The organism is Streptomyces sp. NPDC058295 (assembly GCF_042880655.1).
Taxonomy (GTDB): Bacteria; Actinomycetota; Actinomycetes; order Streptomycetales; family Streptomycetaceae; genus Streptomyces; species Streptomyces coriariae.
In genome coordinates this window covers 15,066-36,479 of record NZ_JBHVYO010000024.1, presented here as the reverse complement: position 1 = coordinate 36,479, position 21,414 = coordinate 15,066, and the positions used below count along the sequence as shown (strand labels likewise).

Here is a 21,414-nt window from a genome sequence, read left to right as displayed (position 1 = left end):
TATGGTCCATTTCCATGGCAAGATCATGGGCCACTTTCGGCGTCGACCTGCATCTGGAACCGACCGGACCGCATCTGCGCCGGGGCCTGACCGACGCCCTGCGCGAGGCCGTCCGCAGCGGCCGGCTGCCCGCCGGCATCAGGCTCCCCTCCTCGCGCTCGCTCGCCGCCGACCTGGGCATCGCCCGCAACACGGTCGCCGACGCCTACGCCGACCTCGTCGCCGAGGGCTGGCTCACCGCCCGCCAGGGCTCGGGCACGCGGGTGGCCGAGGGGAGGACCGCCCCGGCCGCGGACGCGGTGCCCCCTCGCCCCGAGCGCCGCCGGCCCGCCTACGACCTGCGCCCCGGCACCCCCGATCTCGGGTCCTTCCCGCGCGCCGAATGGCTCAGGGCGGCCCGCCGCGCCCTCACCGCGGCCCCCTCCGACGCCCTCGGCTACGGCGACCCCCGCGGCCGGGTCGAACTGCGCACCGCCCTCGCCGGCTACCTCGCCCGCGCCCGCGGCGTGCGCGCCGACCCCGAACGCATCGTGGTCTGCGCCGGGTTCGCGCACGGCCTGAGACTGCTCACCACCGTCCTGCGGGCGCGCGGGGTGCGCACGATCGCCGTCGACTCGTACGGTCTGGACGAGCACTGGCGGCTGCTGGCGGCGGCCGGGCTGGCCATGACCGCGCTGCCCGTCGACGAACGCGGCACGGACCCGGGGCTGTTGACGGACCCGGGGCTGTCGAAGGGCGCGGGCGCGGTCCTGCTCACCCCCGCCCACCAGTTCCCGATGGGCGTGCCGCTGCACCACGACCGGCGGGCGGCCGTCCTGGACTGGGCGCGGCACACCGGCGGGCTGGTCCTGGAGGACGACTACGACGGCGAGTTCCGCTACGACCGCCAGCCCGTCGGCGCCCTCCAGGGCCTGGACCCCGACCACGTGGTGTACCTGGGCACCGCGAGCAAGTCACTGGCTCCCGGCCTGCGCCTGGGCTGGATGGCGCTGCCGCCGGACGTCGCGGAGGAGGTGCTGGCGGCCAAGGGCGGGGTGGACACCTCGGGGGTCCTTGACCAGTTGACGCTGGCGGAGTTCATCACGTCGGGCGCGTACGACCGTCATGTCCGGGCGGCGCGCACCCGCTACCGCAGGCGCCGTGACGCGCTGGTCGCGGCCCTGGCCGCGCACGCCCCCGCGATCCGCGTCACCGGTATCGCGGCGGGCCTGCACGCCGTACTGCGGCTGCCGCCCGGCACCGAGGAGACGGTGGTACGGGCGGCGGCCTACCAGGGCCTGGCGGTCGACGGCCTCACTCCCCGCCACCGCCACCCCGACGCGGTCACCGAGCCGCTCGACGCCCTGGTCGTCGGCTACGGGACCCCGCCGGACCACGCCTGGTCCGGCGCGCTGGACGCATTGTGCGCGGCGCTTCCTTTCGGTGAGAACGGCTCCGGAATTCCTTTTCCCGGATAAATTTTCCGATCGCAGGGGTTAGAGTCTCCCCATGACGAACAACAATTCCGTGTCCCGTGTGGCCCTCAAGAAGATAACCCCCGATGTTTCCGCCGCGATGGGATCCCTGCACGGCGCCGCCGTTTCCGCCGCCCAGGACGCCAAGGTCGAACCCGAGATCCTGGAACTGGTCAGGATCCGCGCCTCACAGCTCAACGGCTGCGCGTTCTGCCTCGACATGCACACCAAGGATGCCCGCGCCCAGGGCGAGGCCGAGCAGCGGATCTACGCGCTGAACGCCTGGCGGGAGACCCCCTTCTTCAACGCTCGGGAGCGCGCCGCACTGGCGTTGACCGAGGCGGTGACCCTGGTGCACGACGGGCAGGTGCCGGACGCGGTGTACGCCGAGGCCGCGGAGGTCTTCGACGAGGCCCAGGTGGCGGCGCTGATCTGGGCGGCCACGGTCATCAACGCGTACAACCGGATCGCCATCGCGACGCGCATGGTGCCGGGGGGCTATCAGCCGGCGAAGAGTTAATCCCCGGGAAAGCATTTCCGGACAATGCGAAATCGGGCATCGGCGGTATTCGCCGGTGCCCGTCTTTTTTCCGACCCTTGCCCGTCTTCTTCTGCTTCTTCTGCGGGTTCTATTTATCCGGAAGCGGCTCCGGCAATCGCTCCAGCCAGTCCCGCCATTCCGGCGCCCGTACCGCGGGCCCGGCCGTCATCGGCTCGCCGATCCAGCTCGTCACCGGTCGCAGCCCGTGCAGCGCGTTCACCGTCCACACCTCCCGGCCGTCCAGTTCGGCGAGGGTCCGCTCGCGATGGGCGACGGTGATCCCGGACCGTACGGCCCGCTCCCGGACGAGTCCCACGGTCACTCCGGGCAGGACGGGCAGCCGGGGCGGCGGCAGGCACAGGGTGTCGTCCTCCCACCACAGCACGCTCGCGGTGGCCGACTCCAGCACCGCCCCGGACGGACCGACCAGCACCCCTTCCTGCGCCCCTTCGTCGACCGCCCGCCCCCGCACCCGGGCCAGGACGTCCAGGTCCGGGCCCTTGCGGCGGGGCACGGTCCGTCGGTCCGGCTGGCCGACGGACCAGAGCCGCACCTCCGTGCCGAGCGGCGGGGCGGGCCGCAGCCTCAGTCGCAACTCCCGTGAGCCGGCGGTGAGTTCCACCCGGGGGAACCAGTCACCGGTGCGCGGCAGCGCCGCCGTCACGTCCTGCCAGAACTCGACGAGCCGGCGTGGATCCGGGCCGCCGCACTCCGCGCAGGCCCGCAGAAACCGCTCCCGGTGCCGGTCGTACCCGCGCACCCGGCCCTCGCGGACCAGCCACGAGTCCGCGACCAGCAGCGGCCCGTCCGCCGCGGACTCCGCGGCGACGGTCAGCCCACGGCCGGGCGTCCACGTCGACAGCCCCTCACCGACGGTCGGTCGTGCACCCACTCGGTCCTCCTCAGTACTTCCCGCCCGCCACCGCCGGCGCCCCGCCCCGGGGTCCGTACGGCGCGTGCTCCAGCCATGATCCGCACGAGGGCAGGACGGGCGCGAGGGCCGCCGCCGCGCGCTGTCTGAGCCGCACGGTCCGACGCCGTGGCCGCAGATGCTCCAGGGCCAGTCCGGCGGCCTCGCTGTTGAACAGCCCCGCGGCCCGCCGTACGTCCGCGAACGCGGCCACCGCCTCCGGCGTCCCGGCGGCCACGGCCCGCGCGGCCGCCGCCGCGTCGGCGATCCCGCTGTTCATGCCGCGCGCGCCGAACGGCGGGAACAGATGCGCGGCCTCGCCGACGAGCAGCACCCGCCCGTGCGGGTCGGTGAAGGAGGCCGCGACCTTGCGCAGGAAGCGGTACGTCGACACCCACAGGATCCGGTCGGCGTACCCCTCGCCCACCACCCCGGGCAGCCACTCCCGCACGGCGTCCTCGGTGCCGAAGGCCTCCTCCGGGTCGTCGTCGCGGCACTGGAGGTCCACCTGGAAGCCGCCGGTGAACGGCACCCGCATCACACTGCGGCCCCCGACGCCGGGATGCTCGTAATGGAAGACCCGCTCCAGCGGCAGTTCGGCGTCCGGCACGTCCGCCACGTCGACGACGACATGGAAACCCTCGCCGCGCACACCCTCCAGGGGGATGCCCAGCCCGCCCCGGACGGCCGAGCGTGCCCCGTCGGCGGCGACGACGTACCCGGCGCCCCACTCTCGTCCGCCCTCGCCGACGAGCGTGACACCCGACCCGGAGGTGCGGACGCCCGTGATCCGCGCGTCCCAGACGAAGTCCACCCCCGCCCGCACGCACGCGGCGCGCAGGAAGCGCTCGGTGTCGAGCTGGCGCAGACTCGTGAAGGGCGGCAGCCCGGACGGGGGCGGGAAGGTGCGCGCGTACACTTCGCGGCCCCGGTACAGGGTGCGCCGGGTGTGCCAGGTCCGGCCGTACTCCGTGATCTCGGCGGCCAGGCCCGGGGACATCCCGTCGAGCAGCCGCAGGGTCTCCCGGTGCACGAACAGGGCCCGGCTGCCCGGCCGTTCACGGTCCTCGGGGTCCGCCTCCAACAGCACGACCGGCAGCCCGTGCGCGCGCAGGGCCAGCGCGGCCGACAGGCCGACCGGACCCGCGCCCACCACGATCACGGGATTCACGCGCGCACGCTCGCTCGGGTCGGTGTCGGCTGTGTCAGCATCCGGGTGATCTCCACCCGCTTCACCTTCCAGGTCGCCGTCATCGGCAGCTCCTCGAACCGCCACTGGCGCGGCTCGGCCATCGCGGGCAGATCGGCGGTCGCCTCCCGCCAGCGCTCCGGGTCGAGCGGCTGCTCGCCCCGCACGCACACCACCGGCACCGGCTCACGGTCCGCGCCGGCCACGATCACGACCTCGCGGAGCTCCTCCAGCCGCTCCATGAGCGCGTCCTCGACCGCCAGATTGCTGTGCACGGCGTCGATCTGGTCGACCTCCCGGTCGATCAGATGCAGTGCGCCCAGGCGGCTCATGTATCCCATGTCGCCCATCTGCCACCAGCCGCCGTCGAGTTGACGCTCGTACTGCGCCGGCGCGCCGAGGTAGGTGAGGATGCGGCCCCTGGTGCGGGCCTCGATCCGCCCGGGAGTGCCGGGCGGGACCGGCCTGCCGTCGGGGTCCGCGACCCGGACCCGGGTGAAGCCGGGGATCCCGATCCCCACCCGCCGCCCGTCCGCCCGCTCCACGCTGCGCCGGGTGAACCACTGGAACGCGACGGGCCCGGTCTCGCTCTGCCCGTACAGCTGGATCAGCCACGGCGCACGGCGACGCGAGGCGCCCAGCAGCCGCCGTACGGTGCGCGGATGGATCGCGTCGAAGGTGGAGCCGTACGACTTCACCCGGGACAGCGGAGCGCCGGGCGCGTCGGCCAACTCCTCCCACAGCACGAAGGTGTTGGGGTGGGTCTCGACGATGCCGGGGCGGTGCCGGGCCAGCAGCGGTCCCACGCTCGCCGGCTCCGGGTCGGTGATCAGCACCAGCGGGCTGCCGAAGTGCAGCAGGACGCCCAGCAGGTGGTAGAAGCGCGAGTGCACGAACGACATGTGCAGCGCGGCGGTCTCGCCCCGGGTGGGCCAGCCCATCGCCTTCTGCGGCACCAGCCGGTTCCACATGGTGTTCGGGCAGTGCACGGCCAGCTTGGGGACGCCGGTCGTGCCCGAGCTGTGGGTGATCAGGGCGGGTTCACGCGGGTGCAGCCGTACGGGAGCGGGCGGCTCGGCGCCGGCGTACTTCGCCAGCGGTTCGGCGCCCGGCGCGTCGTCGACGGCGAGGACCCGGCGAACCTGCGAGGCGATACCGGCGTCCTTCAGCGGCCCGTCCAGCTTGGCCCGGTCGGTGATCAGCCAGGGCTGCCGCAGCCGTGCGAGCAGCTGCCCGACGACCGGGCCGGCCAGACCGGGGGAGAGGAGCACGGGGACCGCGCCGATCCGGGAGACCGCGCAGGTCAGCAGCACGATGTCGACGTTGTCCGTCTTGTGTACGACCACCTGTTCCGAGGGCCGCACCCCGGCCGCCCACAGCCGGCCCGACAACTCCTCGACCACATCGGCCAGTTTCCGGTAGTCGAGGTCGACCCCGAGGGAGGGGTGGGTGTCCAGCGGCCGGTCCAGCGTGACGAACACGGCTCCGTGCCGGTCGGCAGCCCGCCGGAACAACGGACCCAGGTAGAACCCGCGGTCGGCGAGCAGGAGTTGCTGCGACATATGGCTGTTCCTCTCAGACACGGACGGGGACGGGGAGACGGACGCGGTCACCACGCCCCCTGGCGCACCAGGTGCCGACGGAGCTTGCCGGTGGGAGTACGGGGCAGCGACGCGACGAAGCTGACACCTCGTGGCACCTTGAACGCGGCGAGCCGCTCCCGCGCGAGCTCGACGAGCTCGGCCTCCAGCCGGGTGAGCCGGCTGGGGCTGGTGGGGCCGGTGGGGCCAGGGGCTCCGGGAGGTCTGGACGGGCCGGGTGAGCCGGGTGGGCCGGGTGGGCCGGGTGGGTCCGGGGGAGCGGCCAGGGTGGTCGGAGCTGTCGGAACTGTCGGAGCTGTCGGAGCGGTCGGGGTGATGGGGGTGATGGGGGTGGCCGGGACGACGAAGGCGCGCAGGCGGGTGCGGCCCTGCCCGTCCGGGATGGCGGCGACGGCGACCTCGCGGACCGCCGGGTGGGTGCGCAGGACGGCCTCCACTTCCAGCGGGGAGACGGTGATCCCGCCGACCATCTCCATGTCGTCGGTGCGGCCCAGGTGCCGGTAGGTGCCGTCCGGTTCGCGACGCGCCCGGTCGTGGGTGGCCAGCCAGCCGCCGACCAGCGTGCGCCGCGTCTCCTCGGGCCGGTTCAGGTACCCGGGGGTCACGGTCGGCCCGCGCACCCACAGCTCCCCTTCCGCACCGTCCGGCACCGGCCGCCCGGCGCGGTCACGCAGCTCCACCTCGAACCCCGGCACGGGACGCCCGACGGTGCCCGGACGGTCGTGGCCGAGACTGTTGGCGCAGAAGGCGTGACCGGCCTCGGTCGAACCGATCTGCTCCAGCACGGGCGCGCCGAGCAGCGCGGTGATCTGTCCGCCGAGCCCGTCCGGCAGGCCCTCGCCGGCCGACACCGCGGCGCGCACCGAGGCGAAACAGGCCGCGTGACCGGTGCCCCGGTCGGCGACCAGCGCCGCGTACGCCGACGGCACCGAGTAGAGCAGGGTCACCCGGTGCCGGGCGACGAGTTCGTCGACGGCGGCGGGTGTCGGACGCCGGTCCACCAGGACGGCGCTGGAGCCGGAGAAGAGCGGGAAGACGAAGGCGTTGCCGAAGCCGTACGCGAAGTACAGCTTCGACACCGACAGCGTGACGTCCTCCTCGGTGATCCTGAGCAGCCGCCGCCCGATGAGGTCGTGGTACGCCCCCGGGTCGCCGTGCGTGTGCACCACCCCCTTGGGGCCGCCCGTGGTGCCGGAGGTGTACTGCACGTACAGCGGCGTCCGCGCGCCCACCGGCTGGGCGGGGGCCGGCTCGGCGGCGGGGGCGAGTGCGAGGAACTGGTCGGCGCCGAGGCACGCCCGGTCCGGGAAACGGTCCTCGAGACCCGGTCCGGTCACACACAGCACGGCGTCGACGTCCGCGGCCATGAACGCGTGCTCGGGCGCGGGCAGTTCGGGATTGACCAGGACGGCCACCGCCCCGAGCCGGGCGACGCCGAGGAAGGCCGCGACCCACGCGATCCCGTCGGGCAGCGCCAGCAGCACCCGGTCCCCGACCCGCACCCCGAGCTCCGCGAGCACCCCGGCCGCACGCGCCCCCAGCTCGTGCACCTCACCGTGGGTCCACACCTGGTGCCCCTGATGAAACGCGGCCCGCCCGCCCCACCCACTCCGCTCGGCGAGCGCGGCAAGATCCGCGGCGAGATTCCCGACCCGGACGCCCACCCCCTGCTCACGGGGGCCGGCGGAGCCACCGGAACCACCGGCCGACCAGGTCGCGGGCTGTGACGTCGTCGTCGAACGCGGGGGCGTCATCGGGTGGCCCCCTTCGCGGTGGCCGGGCCGGGTCCGGGGGTGGTGTCCCGGGAGCGGCCGGTGCCCGCCCGTGCCTCGGCCGGCTCCGGCTCCCGCTCCCCGGGCGCCCGGGTGAGCGCCGCGCCGTGCTCCCGCAGGGCCTGCATCTGCGCGGCCGTCTTCAGCAGCATCTCGTCGTACTCCGCGACCGGATCGGAGTCCAGGACGATCGCGCCGCCGGCCCCCAGCCGCATCAGGCCGTCGGCCAGGACGGCCGTGCGGATGACGATGTTGAGGTCCGCGCCGCCGCTGCACCCCAGATAGCCGAGGGCGCCCGCGTACACACCCCGTGCCTCGGTCTCCAGGCCGTCGATGATCTCCAGGGTGCGCTGCTTCGGCGCCCCGGTCATCGAACCGCCGGGGAAACAGGCGCGCACGCAGTCCACCGCGTCGGTGTCCTCGCGCAGCCGGCCCTCCACGGTGGAGACGAGCTGGTGCACGGTGGCGTACGTCTCGGTGGCCATGAGCCGGGAGACCCGCACGGTCCCGGTCCGGCTGACCCGCCCCAGGTCGTTGCGGAGCAGGTCGACGATCATCAGGTTCTCGGCGCGGGTCTTGGCGTCCGCCGCCAGCGCGTCCCTGAGCCGGGCGTCGTCCAGCGGACCGGCACCGCGCGGCGCGGTCCCCTTGATGGGCTTGGCCTCGGCGACCCCGTCCCGGGTGATCCGCAGGAACCGTTCGGGCGAGGAGCCCACCACGTCGAGGTCGCCGAATCTCAGGAAGGCCGCGTACGGCGCGGGGTTGACCCGGCGCAGCACCCGGTAGAAGCCGTACGCGTCGTCCGGAGCGGGTAGCACCGCGGCGTCGGTCAGACAGATCTCGTAACTGGTGCCCGCGGCGAGTTCACGCCGGCAGGCCGCGATGTCCGCGAGATACGTCGCACGGTCCCGCACCAGCCACGGCTCGACGTCACCGACCCCGGTACCGAGCCCGGCTCCGGTCGTCCCCGGTCCGACCCCGCCGATCTCACGCGCGGCCGCGCCCCGTGTCGTCCCCGTCCCGTCCGCGCCCGGCGTTCCCTCCGTCCCCACCGTCCCGTGCCTCCCGGGTGTCCCGGGCGGCGTCGGCCGTGGCCGGTCCGTCTCGGCGGGCAGGGAGGTGAGCCGGGCCAGCATGGTCTCGAGCCAGTCGGTGGCCTCGCCGGCGGCCTGGGGGGTGTCCTCGGCCAGACAGACCGCGTAGGTGAAGCCCCTCTCGTGGTCCACCGCGATCAGCCGGTCGGCGAAGAGCCAGCAGGCGTCCGGGGTGGTGGCGCGATGCCGGTTCGGGGAGCCGCAGTCGGCCTTGGTCTCGTAGCCGAAGTAGCCGACATAGCCGCCGGTGAAGTCGAAGGGGAGCCCGGTGGCGTCGACCCGACGGTTCGACAGCTGCCGCTTGAGATAGTCGAAGACGCTCGCCCGGACCTTGCGCGTCGGCCGTCCCGCCCGCTCGATCTCGCAGAGGCCGGCCTCGACGTCGTACCGGACGAACTCGGCGAGCGGACCGCTGTCGTCGCCGAAGAACGAGAAGCGGGAGAGTCCCCGCTCGACCCGGGAACTGTCCAGCCAGAAGGCCCGCGGCGAGTCGGCGTACAGCCGCGTGAAGGCGGCCTCCGCGTCGATCGCCTCGGCGATGCGGCGGGTGTGCAGCCGAAGGGCGGGCCGGTCGGCCCGGCGCGGCCGGGGGACGGTCACCCTGCGGCTCGGCATCGCCGCCGCGGCCGGGGTGACCGCGGTGTTCTTGGTGCGTGGCCTGCGGGCCCGCTCGGCCGTCAGGTTCCGGAAGTTGACGAGCATCCGGTGGCCGTACTCGGTGAGCACCGACTCCGGGTGGAACTGCACGCCCCACAGGGGCCGTTCGCGGTGCCGCAGCCCCATCAGGACGCCGTCCTCCGCCCAGGCGGTCGGCTCCAGGGAGTCAGGCAGCGGCTCGCGTACGGACAGCGAGTGGTAGCGGACCGCGGTGAAGTTCTGCGGCAGCCCCTGGAACAGGTCCCGTCCGTCGTGGCGGACGGCCGACAGATGCCCGTGCCGCGGCTCCGGGGCGGGCACCACCCGGCCGCCCTCCCCGTGCGCGATGCCCTGGTGGCCGAGGCAGACCCCGAGCACCGGCACCGGGGAATCGGCGAGCACTCCGGCGCTGATGCCGAAGTCACGCGTCTTCGACGGATGCCCGGGTCCCGGCGACACCACCACGTTGTCGAAGGCGCAGATATCGGGAACGGCGTCCGCGGGAGCGTCATTGAGGATCACGACCGGCTCCTCGCCGTTGACCTCGGCGATCAGCTGGAACAGGTTGTACGTGTACGAGTCGTAATTGTCGATGAGCAGGGTCTTCACCCGCCCACCTCCTTGGGGTCGTTCTCTGGCGCTATGCGGTCCGTCGTTTATGCCGTCCGCGCAGCGCCTGGAGCGGTGGATACAGCCATTTCTTGAAGAAACGCTGAAGGCGAGGCATGAGAATCCAGGTGACCAGGGCCGTCACGCACAGGCAGAGCAGCAGTGTACGAATGAACGGATTGAGGCCACCGAGATAGGGGAGCACGATCAGATTGAAGAGGAGCACCGGCGGGAAAACCGCGCTCATATTCACGAACCATAACTTCCATTTCGACGGCGGGGCCGGCGCCTTCGGCGCGGGGGTCTGGGCGTCGAACCAGGCCTTGGAGCCGCGCACGCTTCTGCGGTCCGTCTGCCGGGCGATGCCCAGGGCCCGGCCGTCCCACTCGATCCTGGCGGCCGAGTCCTCCCAGGCCCGGGCGGTGCCTTCGGTCGCGAAGCGATAGACCACATGCCACTCCGCCTCTCCATCGACAAGTACACCGCCCCCCAGGAAGCCGGGTTGCCGTGCGCTCGCGCCCAGCATGGCCCACCCCCAGGAGTGGAAGTCGGCCTCGCGGCCCGGCACCACGCGATATGCGGCAGTGACGGTGACGGGATTACTGGTCACACCGTCGAGTACGCGGCAGAGAGCGCTTGCGTTCACAGGTTCTTCAAACTTCTACAACTGTCTTCGACTGTCCGGAACGCGGCTTTTAATCGCCTTTTCGGCGGTCTTGGATCCTTCTGTCGAGCGATACTGCCGGTAACTTCTCCGGGATTCCCGGAAGCGCTTGCCGGTGCGTCGAGAGAAGTGCACGATCGATCTCCCCCACCGAAGGAGGAACCGTGTCCAGGTACGACTGGAATCTGACCCACGAGGGAATCGAGAATGCCCGTTCCGCGATCGAACCGGTCCGAAAAGAAGTGACCGCCCACCCGATCTACCAGCGGATAAGCAGCCGGGAACACATGGCGGTTTTCATGGCGCACCACGTGTTCGCGGTCTGGGATTTCATGTCCCTGCTCAAGTCGCTCCAGCGCGACCTCACCTGCGTCGACGTCCCCTGGGTGCCGCGCGGCTCGGAGGTGAGCCGGCGGCTCATCAACGACATCGTCCTCGTCGAGGAGAGCGACGAGCTGAACGGCGGCTTCACCAGCCACTTCGAGCTGTACCGCGCGGGCATGGACGAGGCGGGCGCCGCCACCCCCCGGATCGACACCTTCGTCGCGCTGATCGGCGAGGGCCACGACGTGCCGTCGGCGCTGCGGGTCGCCCAGGTCCCCGCCCCCGCCGCCGAGTTCGTGCGCACGACCTTCCGGATCATCGCCGACCGGCCGCTGCACTGCCGGGCCGCCGCCTTCGCCTTCTCCCGGGAGGACCTCATCCCGGACATGTTCGACCAGGTGATCAAGAAGGAGGGCACCGACCGGTTCCCGCTCTTCCGCGACTACCTGGCCCGCCACATCGAGGTGGACGGCGAGGAGCACACGCCCATGGCCATGCAGATGGTCGCCGACCTGTGCGGCACGGACGACACGCGCTGGCAGGAGGCCGTCGAGACGGCCACCCTCGCGCTGGAGGCGAGGATCCGCCTGTGGGACGGCATCACGGAGGCGATGGCCTGACCGGCGGCTCCGGTGCCGGCTCCGGTGCCGACCCCGCGGGCGGTGCCGTTTCGGGCGCCTCGCCGAACCGGGCCAGCGCCAGCGCCCCCGCCACGGCGACCGCGAAACCGAGCACGGCCAGCCAGCCGAGCCCCTCCCGGGTGCGGTCGCCCAGCCACACCACCCCCACCAGCGCGGGGCCGATCGTCTCGCCGATCACTATCCCGGCCGTGGCCGTCGTCACCGACCCCCGCTGGAGAGCCGTCGTCAGCAGCAGGAACGCGGCACCGCCCCCCAGCAGCAGGGCGTACAGCGCCGGGTCGGTGAGCAGCTCCGCCGGGTCGAGCGAGTCGATCAGCCGCACCGCCACCTCCACCACCCCGAACCCGAAACCGGCCCCGAGACCCAGCACCAGCGCCCGTCCACGCCCGGTCAGCCGCCGTCCGGCCAGTCCCAGCAGCAGCACCCCGCCCGCCGCGCCGAGCATCACCCACGGCAGCGCCTGCGGTCCGCTCTCCTCACCCTCCGTCCCCGCCGCCAGACCCAGCATCGCCAGCCCCGCGCACACCACCCCCACCGCCGCCCACTCGGTCCGGCTCAGCCGTACCCGCAGCAGTCGCGCCGCGACCACCGCCGTCACCGCCAGGCTCGACGCGAGGGCCGCCCCCACGGCGTAGATCGGCACCGAGCGCAACGCGGCGATCTGGAACAGGAAACCCAGCCCGTCCAGCGCGAGCCCCGCCAGATACCGCCACTCCCGCACCGCCCGCAGCAGCAGTGCCGCGTCCCCGCCGCTCCCGCCGGCGGCCGCCCGCGCCGCCATCGCCTGCAACACCGTCGCCGTACCGAAGCAGACCGCCGCGCCGAGGGCGCACACCATTCCGAAGAGCACGAAAGGACTGTAGGGGAAAGGCTGGTGGGCGGGCCGCCTTCGGTCGCTCTCGGCACGGTGTCTAGGCTGACGGCCGGAAATCGTCGTAGCGGCGATGCGAAAACGGGGAGACGGAACATGGCGGACGCGCGTCGCAGACTTCGTTCGGGCACGGTCGTACTCGGCGGCATGGGAGTGCTCGCGGCGGCCCTGTCCGCCTGCTCCTCCGACCCCGACAAGCGGTGCGTCGACCGCGACAGCTACAACCTCACCAAGGGCTACAAGGTCGTCGCCGACAAGAACTGCAAGTCCACCCGGTCCGGCAAGGTCGGCAAGTCCGCCACGGCCTCCACCGACGCCGCCTGGTACTACGGCGGCGACAAGAAGGGCTCCTGGGTCGACGGCGGCTCCTTCACCAAGCCGGGCAAGGGGTCCAGCGGCTCGACCGGCTCGAGCAGCAGTAGCAGCGGAGGCAGTAGCAGCGGAGGCAGCAGCAGTGGCGGCGGAGTCGACCGGAACGGGTTCGGCAGCGACAGCGACAGCGGCAGCGGTGTCGGCAAGGGCAGCTCCGGCGGCTGAGCGCCCGAGCGGCTGAACAGGACACCGGCACCGTGCGACGTCACAGCATCGAACCCCGCCCCGACTGGCAGCGGACCGTCGAGGACCAGGGTCTCGTCTACCCCCTCACCCGCCACCCCGACGGCCGACTGCGCCCCTACTGGGACGAGAGCGCGTACTACGTCTTCACCCTCGACGAGGTCGAGGCGCTGGAGGAGACCGTCGAGGAACTGCACACCATGTGCCTGGCGGCCGCCGCCCACCTCGTCGAGACCGACCGGCTCGCCGACCTCGGCATCACCGACCCGCGGATCGCGGCGGCGGTCACCGAGGCCTGGCACCGGCGCGACGAACTCCCGTCCGTCTACGGCCGTTTCGACCTCCGTTACGACGGCACGGGACCGGCGAAGCTCCTGGAGTACAACGCCGACACCCCCACCTCGCTCGTGGAGGCGGCCTCCCCCCAGTGGTTCTGGATGGAGGAACGATTCCCCGGCGCCGACCAGTGGAACTCCCTCCACGAACGCCTGGTCGCCGCCTGGAAGAAGCAGGCCCCCCTGCTCCCGCCCGGCAGCCCGCTCTACTTCGCGCACTCCTCGGAGGACGAGCTGGGCGAGGACCTCATGACGGTCGCCTACCTCAAGGAGACCGCCGAGCAGGCCGGCCTGGACACCGACTGGATCTCCATGGAGGAGATCGGCTGGGACCCGCTGTCCGGCCGCTTCGTCGACCGTCAACTGCGCTTCATCCGCAGCTGCTTCAAGCTCTACCCCTGGGAGTGGCTGACCACCGACCGCTTCGCGGGCCATGTCCTCGACACCCTCGACAACGGCGGCGGCACCGGCACCACCCTGTGGATCGAACCGGCCTGGAAGATGCTCCTCAGCAACAAGGCCCTGCTGGCCGTCCTGTGGGAGCTGTACCCAGGACACCCCAACCTCCTCCCCGCCTACCTCGACGGCCCCCGTGAACTGGCGGCCACCACCGGCTATGTCGCCAAGCCGCTGCTGGGCCGCGAGGGCGCCGGGGTCACCCTGCACGCACCGGGCGGCGATCCCGCCCCGCGCACCGACGAAGCCTGCTGCTACCAGCAGTTGGCGGCCCTCCCCACGTTCGACGGCAACCACGTCGTCCTCGGCGCGTGGACCGTCGAGGGCGAGTCGGCCGGCCTCGGCATCCGTGAGTCCTCCGGCCCGGTCACGGACGAGTACGCCCGCTTCCTGCCGCACGTGATCCTTTAGACCCGGCGACCCCGGTCCGACAGCTGCTCCAGAGCGGCTGGAGGCGTGCTCCTGCGCGGGTCCGACGTCGCTCGCATGGTGGACGCCGGACCTTGGGATTCGGGCGTGACCGGTAGGCTGGCGAGCGGGCCGTGACTGGCGCGCTGGGATGGGACGGACCATCGGGGAGCGGCCTGTGAGCGACAAGAGTGCCGTGCGCCTGGGCCAGACCGAGAACCGTGACCGCACGCCACGCCCCCGGAGGCCGACGACATGTCCGAGCAGTCCCTCTCCACCGAGTCCATCGCCTTCCGTGCCGCACTCGACGTGATCCGCGCCGTCGAGCCGCGCGTCGCCGACGCCATCGGCCAGGAGGTCCACGACCAGCGCGAGATGCTCAAGCTGATCGCCTCGGAGAACTACGCCTCCCCGGCCACCCTCCTCGCGATGGGCAACTGGTTCAGCGACAAGTACGCCGAGGGCACCATCGGCCGCCGCTTCTACGCCGGCTGCCGCAACGTGGACACCGTCGAGGCGCTGGCCGCCGAGCACGCCCGCGAGCTCTTCGGCGCCCGCCACGCGTACGTCCAGCCGCACTCCGGCATCGACGCCAACCTCGTCGCCTTCTGGTCCGTCCTCGCCGACCGTGTGGAGGTCCCGGCCCTCGCGAAGGCGGGCGTCCGCCAGGTCAACGACCTCTCCGAGGCCGACTGGGCCGAGCTGCGCCAGGCCTTCGGCAACCAGCGGATGCTCGGCATGTCCCTGGACGCCGGCGGCCACCTCACCCACGGCTTCCGCCCCAACATCTCCGGCAAGATGTTCGACCAGCGCTCCTACGGCACGGACCCGGCCACCGGCCTGATCGACTACGAGGCGCTGCGTGCCTCGGCCCGCGACTTCAAGCCGCTGATCATCGTCGCGGGCTACTCCGCGTACCCCCGGCTGGTGAACTTCCGGATCATGCGCGAGATCGCCGACGAGGTCGGCGCGACGCTCATGGTCGACATGGCGCACTTCGCCGGCCTGGTCGCGGGCAAGGTGCTGACCGGCGACTTCGACCCGGTCCCGCACGCCCAGATCGTGACCACCACCACCCACAAGTCCCTGCGCGGCCCCCGCGGCGGCATGGTCCTGTGCGACGACTCCCTCAAGGACCAGGTCGACCGCGGCTGCCCGATGGTCCTCGGCGGCCCGCTCCCGCACGTCATGGCCGCCAAGGCCGTCGCCCTGGCCGAGGCCCGTCAGCCCTCGTTCCAGGACTACGCCCGGCGCATCGTCGACAACTCGCGCGCCCTCGCCGAGGGCCTGACGCGGCGCGGCGCGACCCTGGTCACCGGCGGCACGGACAACCACCTGAACCTGATCGACGTGGCCTCCTCCTACGGGCTCACCGGCCGCCAGGCCGAGGCGGCGCTGCTCGACTCGGGCATCGTCACCAACCGCAACGCCATCCCCGCCGACCCGAACGGCGCCTGGTACACCTCCGGCATCCGCATCGGCACCCCGGCGCTGACGACCCGGGGCCTGGGTACGGCCGAGATGGACGAGGTGGCCTCCCTGATCGACCGGGTCCTGACCACCACCGAGGCGGGCACGACCAAGTCCGGCGCCCCGTCCAAGGCCTCTCACGTGCTCGACGCGAAGGTGGCGGAAGAGATCGCCCAGCGGGCGACCGACCTGGTGGCGGGCTTCCCGCTGTACCCGGAGATCGACCTCGGCTGACCCGGCGGCACCCGGGTGGCCCCGCGGGCCGCCCGGGACCCGTTCCGGGCGGTCTCCGCGCTCTGAGACAATGATGAGCATGGCCTCAGACCGACCCCGCGTGCTCTCCGGAATCCAGCCCACGGCAGGCTCGTTCCACCTCGGCAACTACCTCGGCGCCGTCCGCCAGTGGGTGGCGCTCCAGGAGACCCACGACGCGTTCTACATGGTCGTCGACCTGCACGCGATCACGGTCCCGCAGGACCCGAAGGAGCTCAGCGCGAACACGCGGCTGGCCGCCGCCCAGCTCCTCGCGGCCGGTCTCGACCCTGACCGCTGCACGCTCTTCGTCCAGAGCCACGTCCCCGAGCACGCCCAGCTCGCCTGGGTCATGAACTGCCTCACCGGCTTCGGCGAGGCCAGCCGGATGACCCAGTTCAAGGACAAGTCCGCCAGGCAGGGCGCCGACCGCGCCTCCGTGGGCCTGTTCACCTACCCGATCCTCCAGGTCGCGGACATCCTGCTGTACCAGGCCGACGAGGTGCCGGTCGGTGAGGACCAGCGTCAGCACATCGAGCTGACCCGCGACCTCGCGGAGCGTTTCAACGGCCGCTTCGGCGAGACCTTCACGATCCCGAAGCCGCACATCCTGAAGGAGACGGGCAAGATCTATGACCTTCAGGACCCGTCGATCAAGATGAGCAAGTCGGCGTCCACGCCGAAGGGCCTCATCAACCTGCTCGACGAGCCGAAGGCGACCGCGAAGAAGGTCAGGAGCGCGGTCACGGACACCGACACGGTGGTCCGCTACGACACCGAGAACAAGCCCGGTGTCAGCAACCTGCTCGGCATCTACTCGACGCTGACCGGCACCGGCATCGCCGAGCTGGAGCAGCGGTACGAGGGCAAGCTCTACGGCGCGCTCAAGACGGACCTCGCCGAGGTCGTCGTCGACTTCGTGACGCCGTTCCGGGACCGCACCCAGCAGTACCTGGACGACCCCGAGACGCTCGACTCGATCCTGGCCAAGGGCGCGGAGAAGGCGCGCGCCGTCGCCGCGGAGACCCTCTCTCGGACGTACGAGCGGGTGGGCTTCCTGCCCGCGAAGCACTGAGCGGCGCTCGGAAGCACGCGGTAGCACTCGGGGCGCACCGCACACCTGTTCCTCCGGGCAGAGCGCTGCACATCACTTCCCCTGCGCCTGCCCAGAGCACAGCTCTGGCCGTACAGTCGATAGCCGTACGACTGAGTACGAACCCGGCACCACACCCCGCCATGACGACATGACGACAGGAGAAGACGTGGGGACCGTAACGATCGGTGTATCGATCGCGGTCCCGGAGCCTCACGGCAGCCTGCTCCAGGAGCGGCGCCTGGGCTTCGGCGACGCCGCGGCGCACGGCATCCCCACGCACGTCACGCTGCTGCCGCCGACCGAGGTCGGGGCGAGCGCGCTGCCCGCCGTCGAAGCGCACCTCGGCGAGGTCGCCGCGGCCGGCCGCCCCTTCCCGATGAGGCTCTCCGGCACCGGCACCTTCCGGCCCATGTCGCCGGTGGTCTACGTGCGGGTGGTCCAGGGCACCGAGACCTGCGCCTGGCTCCAGCAGCGGATCCGGGCCGCCTCCGGGCCGCTGACCCGCGAGCTCCAGTTCCCCTACCACCCGCACGTCACCGTCGCGCACGGCATCGACGAGGCGGCGATGGACCGGGCCTTCGACGAGCTCGCCCACTACGAGGCCGAGTGGTCCTGCACCGGCTTCGCCCTCGCCGAGCAGGGCGCCGACGGCGTCTGGCGCAAACTGCGCGACTACGACTTCGGGGGCGCGGTCGTGCCCCCGCAGGCGGCGCACGTCGACCGCGGCTCGCTGCCGACGCGCTAGCGGTCCGCCCCGGCACTTCCGACGGGTCCTAGATCGGCAGCCTGCGGAACAGCCCGCGGGGCGCGTGGCGCAGCGCCGACATCACCACGCGCAGCACGCCCGGCACCCACACCGTCTCCGAGCGGCGCCGCAGCCCCAGCTCGACGGCCGCGGCGACCGCCTCCGGGGTGGTCGCCAGCGGCGCCTCCGGCAGCCCGGCGGTCATCTTCGTCCGGACGAACCCGGGGCGTACGACCATGACGTGCACGCCCGTGCCGTGCAGCGCGTCGCCCAGCCCCTGGGCGAAGGCGTCGAGGCCCGCCTTGCTGGAGCCGTAGATGAAGTTCGAGCGGCGGGCCCGCTCGCCGGCGACGGAGGAGAGGACGACCAGGGAGCCGTGGCCCTGGGTCTGGAGGGCGCGCGCGGCGACCAGCCCCGCCGACACCGCCCCCGTGTAGTTGGTCTGCGCGACGCGCACCGCGGCCGCCGGGTCGCGCTCGTCGTTCGCCTGGTCGCCGAGGACGCCGAAGGCGAGCAGCACCGCGTCGACGTCGCCCTCGGCGAAGACCTTGCCGAGGACCGTCTCGTGGGACTCGGGGTCGAGCGCGTCGAAGGGCACGGTGTGCACGTCCGCCCCCAGGGTGCGCAGCTCGGCGGCGGCCGACTCCAGGGCGGGCGACGGGCGCCCGGCCAGCCACACCGTGCGGGTGCGGCGGACGATCAGCCGGCGGGCGGTCGCCAGCGCGATGCCGGACGTGCCGCCGAGGACGAGAAGGGACTGGGGGAGGCCGAAGGCGTCCTTCATGGTGACTCCTGGAAGTTGAGCCGGCGGGCGAGGTCCGACACGAACACCCCGCGCGGGTCCAGCTCCGCGCGCAGCGCGCGGAAGTCGTCGAGGCGCGGGTACATCGCGGTGAGCAGTTCGGGGCGCAGCCGGGAGTCCTTGGCGAGGTAGACACGGCCGCCCGCGCCGGCCACCTCCTCGTCCAGCTCGTCGAGGAAGGCGCCGAGGCCGGACAGTCCGGCCGGGATGTCCAGGGCGAGGGTCCAGCCCGGGCGCGGGAAGGACAGCCAGCCGGGATCGGCGTCCCCGAACCGCTTGAGGACGGCCAGGAAGGACGGGCAGCGGCGGGCGGAGACGCGCCCCACGATCCGGCGCAGGGTGTCCTCCCGGCCGTACCCGACGACGAACTGGTACTGCACGAAGCCGTCGCGGCCGTAGACGCGGTTCCAGTGCGGGACGCCGTCGAGGGGGTGGAAGAAGGCGGACAGGCTCTGGAGTTCGCCGGTCCGCGCGCGGGGCGCGCTGCGGTACCAGAGCTCGTTGAACAGTCCGACGGTGGTGCGGGTGAGCAGGCCGCTCGGCAGGAACGCGGGAGCGGCCGGGAGCCGGGCCGGGCGGAACGCGAGCGGGGCCCTGCGCGCGCGGGCGGGCAGCGCGTCCAGGGGCGCGTGCTCGCCGCGGGTCAGGACCGCGCGTCCGGTGGCCGCACCGCGCGCGAGGAGGTCGATCCACGCGACCGAGTAGCGGTAGCGGTGGTCGCCGGCCGTCAGCCGGGCCATCAGGTCGTCGAGGTCGGCGGCCCGCTCGGTGTCGACCGACATCAGTGACGTCCCGACCGGCTGGAGCCGGATCCTGGCCGTCAGGACGACGCCGGTCAGGCCCAGGCCGCCGGCGGTCGCGTCGAACAGGTCGGTGCCCTGCTCCACCGTGCGGATCGTGCCGTCCGCCGTGAGCAGTTCGAAGGACAGCACATGCCGGGCGAAGGACCCGGACACATGGTGGTTCTTGCCGTGGATGTCGGCGCCGATCGCGCCGCCCACGGTCACGTACCGGGTGCCGGGGGTCACGGGCACGAACCAGCCGAGCGGCAGCAGGACCTCCATGAGCCGGTGCAGGGAGACGCCCGCGTCGCACAGGACGCTCCCGTCGTCGGCGTCGATGACGTGGATCCGGTCCAGTCCGGTCAGGTCGATCACCGCCCCGCCGGCGTTCTGCGCCGCGTCCCCGTAGGCCCGCCCCAGGCCCCTGGGGATGCCTCCGCGAGGCCCGCAGTCCCGGACCGCCGTCACGGCCTCCGCGTAGGTCCGGGGCCGGACCAGGCGTGCGGTGGTGGGGGCGGTGCGGCCCCATCCCGTGACGGAGACGTTCTCGGAAATGGCCTCGGCAGACATGTTGGTGACCGTATCGCCTCTATATGGGCGATTAATTTTGAAACATGCATTACTCCCCGAAATGGGTGATTAATGGGATGTCGCTCAATATTGCCGGAGTTCCGAGGACGCAGGCGTGAACAGTGATTCCACATGGACGAACTCGACGACCTGGACCACCGGATCCTCTCGGCGCTCCACGCCCGGGGCGCGGACCCACGCGTCGCCCGCGTCGCGCGCGCCCTCTCCTGGGCGGGCGAGCACGCCGCCCTGTGGCTCGCCGCGGGCGTCGCGGGAGCCGCCGTCGACGGCTCCCGGCGCGGCGCCTGGCTGCGCGCCACCGCGCTCACCGCGGGCGCGCACGCCGCCAGCATGGGAGTGAAACGTATCGTCCGACGCCCGCGCCCCACCCACGTCCAACCCCTCGTGCGCACCGCGGGACGGCACTCCTTCCCCAGCTCGCACGCGACCTCCGCCGCGGCCGCCGCCGTCGCCTACGGCTCGCTCGGGGCGTACGCCACCGCGCCGCTCGCCGCCGCGATGTGCCTCTCCCGCCTGGTCGTCGGCGTCCACCACCCCTCCGACGTCGCGGCGGGCGCGGCCCTGGGTGCGGTCACCGCGCGGTTGGGGGCGCGCTGGATGAGAGAGGGCCACCATGGCTGAGGCACTGCTCCACCAACAGCGCGCGCACCGCCCGCCGGCCCCGCGGCCCCCGAGCGACCGCCCCGGCACCCTCGTCGGCGGCCTCCTGCGGACCGCCCGCCCCAAGCAGTGGGTCAAGAACATCCTGGTCGTCGCCGCCCCCGCGGCGGCCGGCCGGCTCTTCTCCCTGCACGCGGCCACCCGACTCGCCCTCGTCTTCGCCCTGTTCACCGCCTGCGCCGCCGCCGTCTACCTGGTCAACGACGCCCGTGACGCCGAGGCCGACCGGGCCCACCCCACCAAACGGCACCGCCCGATCGCCGCCGGACAGGTCCCGGTGCCCGTCGCGTACGGCGTCGCGGTCGCCCTCGCGATCCTCGCGCCGGCCGCCGCGGCCCGGCTGACGACACCCGCCGTCGCGCTGCTCCTCACCGCCTACCTGGGCATGCAACTGGCGTACTGCGTCAGCCTGAAGCACGTCCTGGTCGTCGACCTCGTCGTCGTCACGACCGGCTTCCTGATGCGGGCCATGGCGGGCGGACTCGCCCTGGGCATCCCGCTCTCCCGCTGGTTCCTGATCACCACCGGGTTCGGGGCGCTGTTCATGGTCGCGGCCAAGCGCTACTCCGAGGCCGTCCAGCTGGCCGGCACGGCGGGCGCCACGCGCGTGCTGCTCACCGAGTACACCACCGGCTACCTGCGCTTCGTCTGGCAGCTGGCGGCCGGCGTCGCCGTGCTCGGCTACTGCCTGTGGGCCCTGGAGGAGGGCGGCGTCCCGCACCCGGGCGTGCTGCCCTGGCGCCAGCTGTCCGTGGTCGCGTTCATCCTGGCCGTCCTGCGGTACGCCGTCTTCGCCGACCGGGGCACCGCGGGCGAGCCCGAGGAGGTCGTCCTGGGCGACCGCGCCCTCGCCCTCATCGGCCTGGCCTGGCTGGCCATGTACGCGCTGGCCGTGGCCGGCTGGTGAATCACGCGCGCGTGCCGCGACCAGGTGGCACGGCACCGGCCGGCATCCC

The 21,414-nt window shown here is 72.7% G+C and carries 19 protein-coding genes and 1 riboswitch; of the genes, 10 read left to right on the top strand and 9 right to left on the bottom strand.

Features of this window, described 5'->3' with window-relative positions; all coding sequences use genetic code 11:
* Nucleotides 1-14 precede the first annotated feature (14 nt).
* Together ACFVYS_RS24965 and ACFVYS_RS24960 are read left to right on the top strand one after the other, a co-directional pair.
* Nucleotides 15-1,457 (top strand): PLP-dependent aminotransferase family protein, encoded by a 1,443-nt coding sequence (locus ACFVYS_RS24965; RefSeq protein WP_389505343.1) that lies wholly within the window; start codon nucleotides 15-17, stop codon nucleotides 1,455-1,457.
* 31 nt (nucleotides 1,458-1,488) lie between these two features.
* Nucleotides 1,489-1,974: a carboxymuconolactone decarboxylase family protein gene (locus tag ACFVYS_RS24960; protein WP_389505341.1), complete on the top strand. Its 486-nt coding sequence runs from the start codon at nucleotides 1,489-1,491 to the stop codon at nucleotides 1,972-1,974.
* A 109-nt stretch (nucleotides 1,975-2,083) separates the two neighbouring features.
* On the opposite strand, the gene ACFVYS_RS24955 is transcribed toward ACFVYS_RS24960, so the two are convergent.
* Genes ACFVYS_RS24955 through ACFVYS_RS24930 form a run of 6 tightly spaced genes read right to left on the bottom strand, consistent with a single transcriptional unit; the run spans nucleotide 2,084 to nucleotide 10,416 of the window.
* Nucleotides 2,084-2,887, bottom strand: coding sequence for an aminotransferase class IV (locus ACFVYS_RS24955; protein WP_389505339.1), 804 nt, complete (start codon nucleotides 2,885-2,887; stop codon nucleotides 2,084-2,086).
* 10 nt (nucleotides 2,888-2,897) lie between these two features.
* Complete coding sequence (locus ACFVYS_RS24950; protein ID WP_389505337.1) at nucleotides 2,898-4,076, bottom strand: FAD-dependent monooxygenase; 1,179 nt, start codon at nucleotides 4,074-4,076, stop codon at nucleotides 2,898-2,900.
* Nucleotides 4,073-5,656: a class I adenylate-forming enzyme family protein gene (locus ACFVYS_RS24945; RefSeq protein WP_389505335.1), complete on the bottom strand. Its 1,584-nt coding sequence runs from the start codon at nucleotides 5,654-5,656 to the stop codon at nucleotides 4,073-4,075. Before ACFVYS_RS24945 ends, ACFVYS_RS24950 begins: the two co-directional genes overlap by 4 nt.
* Nucleotides 5,657-5,703: 47 nt before the next feature.
* Nucleotides 5,704-7,449, bottom strand: coding sequence for an AMP-binding protein (locus tag ACFVYS_RS24940; RefSeq protein WP_389505333.1), 1,746 nt, complete (start codon nucleotides 7,447-7,449; stop codon nucleotides 5,704-5,706).
* Complete coding sequence (locus ACFVYS_RS24935; RefSeq protein ID WP_389505331.1) at nucleotides 7,446-9,806, bottom strand: chorismate-binding protein; 2,361 nt, start codon at nucleotides 9,804-9,806, stop codon at nucleotides 7,446-7,448. Before ACFVYS_RS24935 ends, ACFVYS_RS24940 begins: the two co-directional genes overlap by 4 nt.
* Before the next feature lie 31 nt (nucleotides 9,807-9,837).
* Complete coding sequence (locus tag ACFVYS_RS24930; protein WP_389505329.1) at nucleotides 9,838-10,416, bottom strand: hypothetical protein; 579 nt, start codon at nucleotides 10,414-10,416, stop codon at nucleotides 9,838-9,840.
* A gap of 218 nt (nucleotides 10,417-10,634) precedes the next feature.
* On the opposite strand from ACFVYS_RS24930, the gene ACFVYS_RS24925 reads away from it, so the two are divergent.
* A complete protein-coding gene (locus ACFVYS_RS24925) occupies nucleotides 10,635-11,414 on the top strand; it encodes a DUF3050 domain-containing protein (protein ID WP_389505328.1) in 780 nt (259 codons plus the stop codon).
* Here the strand turns inward: ACFVYS_RS24925 and ACFVYS_RS24920 are convergent.
* The gene (locus ACFVYS_RS24920; protein WP_389505482.1) at nucleotides 11,395-12,273 is read right to left on the bottom strand and encodes a hypothetical protein; all 879 of its coding nucleotides are present in this window, start codon (nucleotides 12,271-12,273) and stop codon (nucleotides 11,395-11,397) included. The genes ACFVYS_RS24925 and ACFVYS_RS24920 overlap by 20 nt on opposite strands.
* Nucleotides 12,274-12,402: 129 nt before the next feature.
* Here ACFVYS_RS24920 and ACFVYS_RS24915 point away from each other — a divergent pair, with 129 nt between their 5' ends.
* The 5 genes from ACFVYS_RS24915 to ACFVYS_RS24895 all read left to right on the top strand — a co-directional run bounded on the left by ACFVYS_RS24915 (nucleotide 12,403) and on the right by ACFVYS_RS24895 (nucleotide 17,623).
* Nucleotides 12,403-12,843, top strand: coding sequence for a hypothetical protein (locus ACFVYS_RS24915; RefSeq protein WP_389505326.1), 441 nt, complete (start codon nucleotides 12,403-12,405; stop codon nucleotides 12,841-12,843).
* A 32-nt stretch (nucleotides 12,844-12,875) separates the two neighbouring features.
* Nucleotides 12,876-14,063 carry a glutathionylspermidine synthase family protein gene (locus ACFVYS_RS24910; RefSeq protein ID WP_389505325.1) on the top strand — a complete coding sequence of 396 codons (1,188 nt, stop codon included), beginning with the start codon at nucleotides 12,876-12,878 and terminating at the stop codon, nucleotides 14,061-14,063.
* A 121-nt stretch (nucleotides 14,064-14,184) separates the two neighbouring features.
* A riboswitch (ZMP/ZTP riboswitch) is annotated at nucleotides 14,185-14,275 on the top strand.
* 40 nt (nucleotides 14,276-14,315) lie between these two features.
* Nucleotides 14,316-15,764, top strand: a complete 1,449-nt coding sequence (locus tag ACFVYS_RS24905; protein ID WP_389505323.1) for a glycine hydroxymethyltransferase — start codon at nucleotides 14,316-14,318, stop codon at nucleotides 15,762-15,764.
* A gap of 79 nt (nucleotides 15,765-15,843) precedes the next feature.
* Nucleotides 15,844-16,857 (top strand): tryptophan--tRNA ligase, encoded by a 1,014-nt coding sequence (gene trpS / locus ACFVYS_RS24900; RefSeq protein WP_389505321.1) that lies wholly within the window; start codon nucleotides 15,844-15,846, stop codon nucleotides 16,855-16,857.
* Between the two features lie 187 nt (nucleotides 16,858-17,044).
* The gene (locus tag ACFVYS_RS24895; RefSeq protein WP_389505319.1) at nucleotides 17,045-17,623 is read left to right on the top strand and encodes a 2'-5' RNA ligase family protein; all 579 of its coding nucleotides are present in this window, start codon (nucleotides 17,045-17,047) and stop codon (nucleotides 17,621-17,623) included.
* Nucleotides 17,624-17,651: 28 nt separating this feature from the next.
* On the opposite strand, the gene ACFVYS_RS24890 is transcribed toward ACFVYS_RS24895, so the two are convergent.
* Together ACFVYS_RS24890 and ACFVYS_RS24885 are read right to left on the bottom strand one after the other, a co-directional pair.
* Nucleotides 17,652-18,407 carry a decaprenylphospho-beta-D-erythro-pentofuranosid-2-ulose 2-reductase gene (locus ACFVYS_RS24890; RefSeq protein WP_142265838.1) on the bottom strand — a complete coding sequence of 252 codons (756 nt, stop codon included), beginning with the start codon at nucleotides 18,405-18,407 and terminating at the stop codon, nucleotides 17,652-17,654.
* Nucleotides 18,404-19,777, bottom strand: coding sequence for an FAD-binding protein (locus ACFVYS_RS24885; protein WP_389505317.1), 1,374 nt, complete (start codon nucleotides 19,775-19,777; stop codon nucleotides 18,404-18,406). Before ACFVYS_RS24885 ends, ACFVYS_RS24890 begins: the two co-directional genes overlap by 4 nt.
* Before the next feature lie 132 nt (nucleotides 19,778-19,909).
* On the opposite strand from ACFVYS_RS24885, the gene ACFVYS_RS24880 reads away from it, so the two are divergent.
* Complete coding sequence (locus tag ACFVYS_RS24880) at nucleotides 19,910-20,419, top strand: phosphatase PAP2 family protein (RefSeq protein WP_389505315.1); 510 nt, start codon at nucleotides 19,910-19,912, stop codon at nucleotides 20,417-20,419.
* Nucleotides 20,412-21,365, top strand: coding sequence for a decaprenyl-phosphate phosphoribosyltransferase (locus ACFVYS_RS24875; RefSeq protein ID WP_389505313.1), 954 nt, complete (start codon nucleotides 20,412-20,414; stop codon nucleotides 21,363-21,365). The genes ACFVYS_RS24880 and ACFVYS_RS24875 overlap by 8 nt, the downstream gene beginning before the upstream one ends.
* Nucleotides 21,366-21,414: the final 49 nt, after the last annotated feature.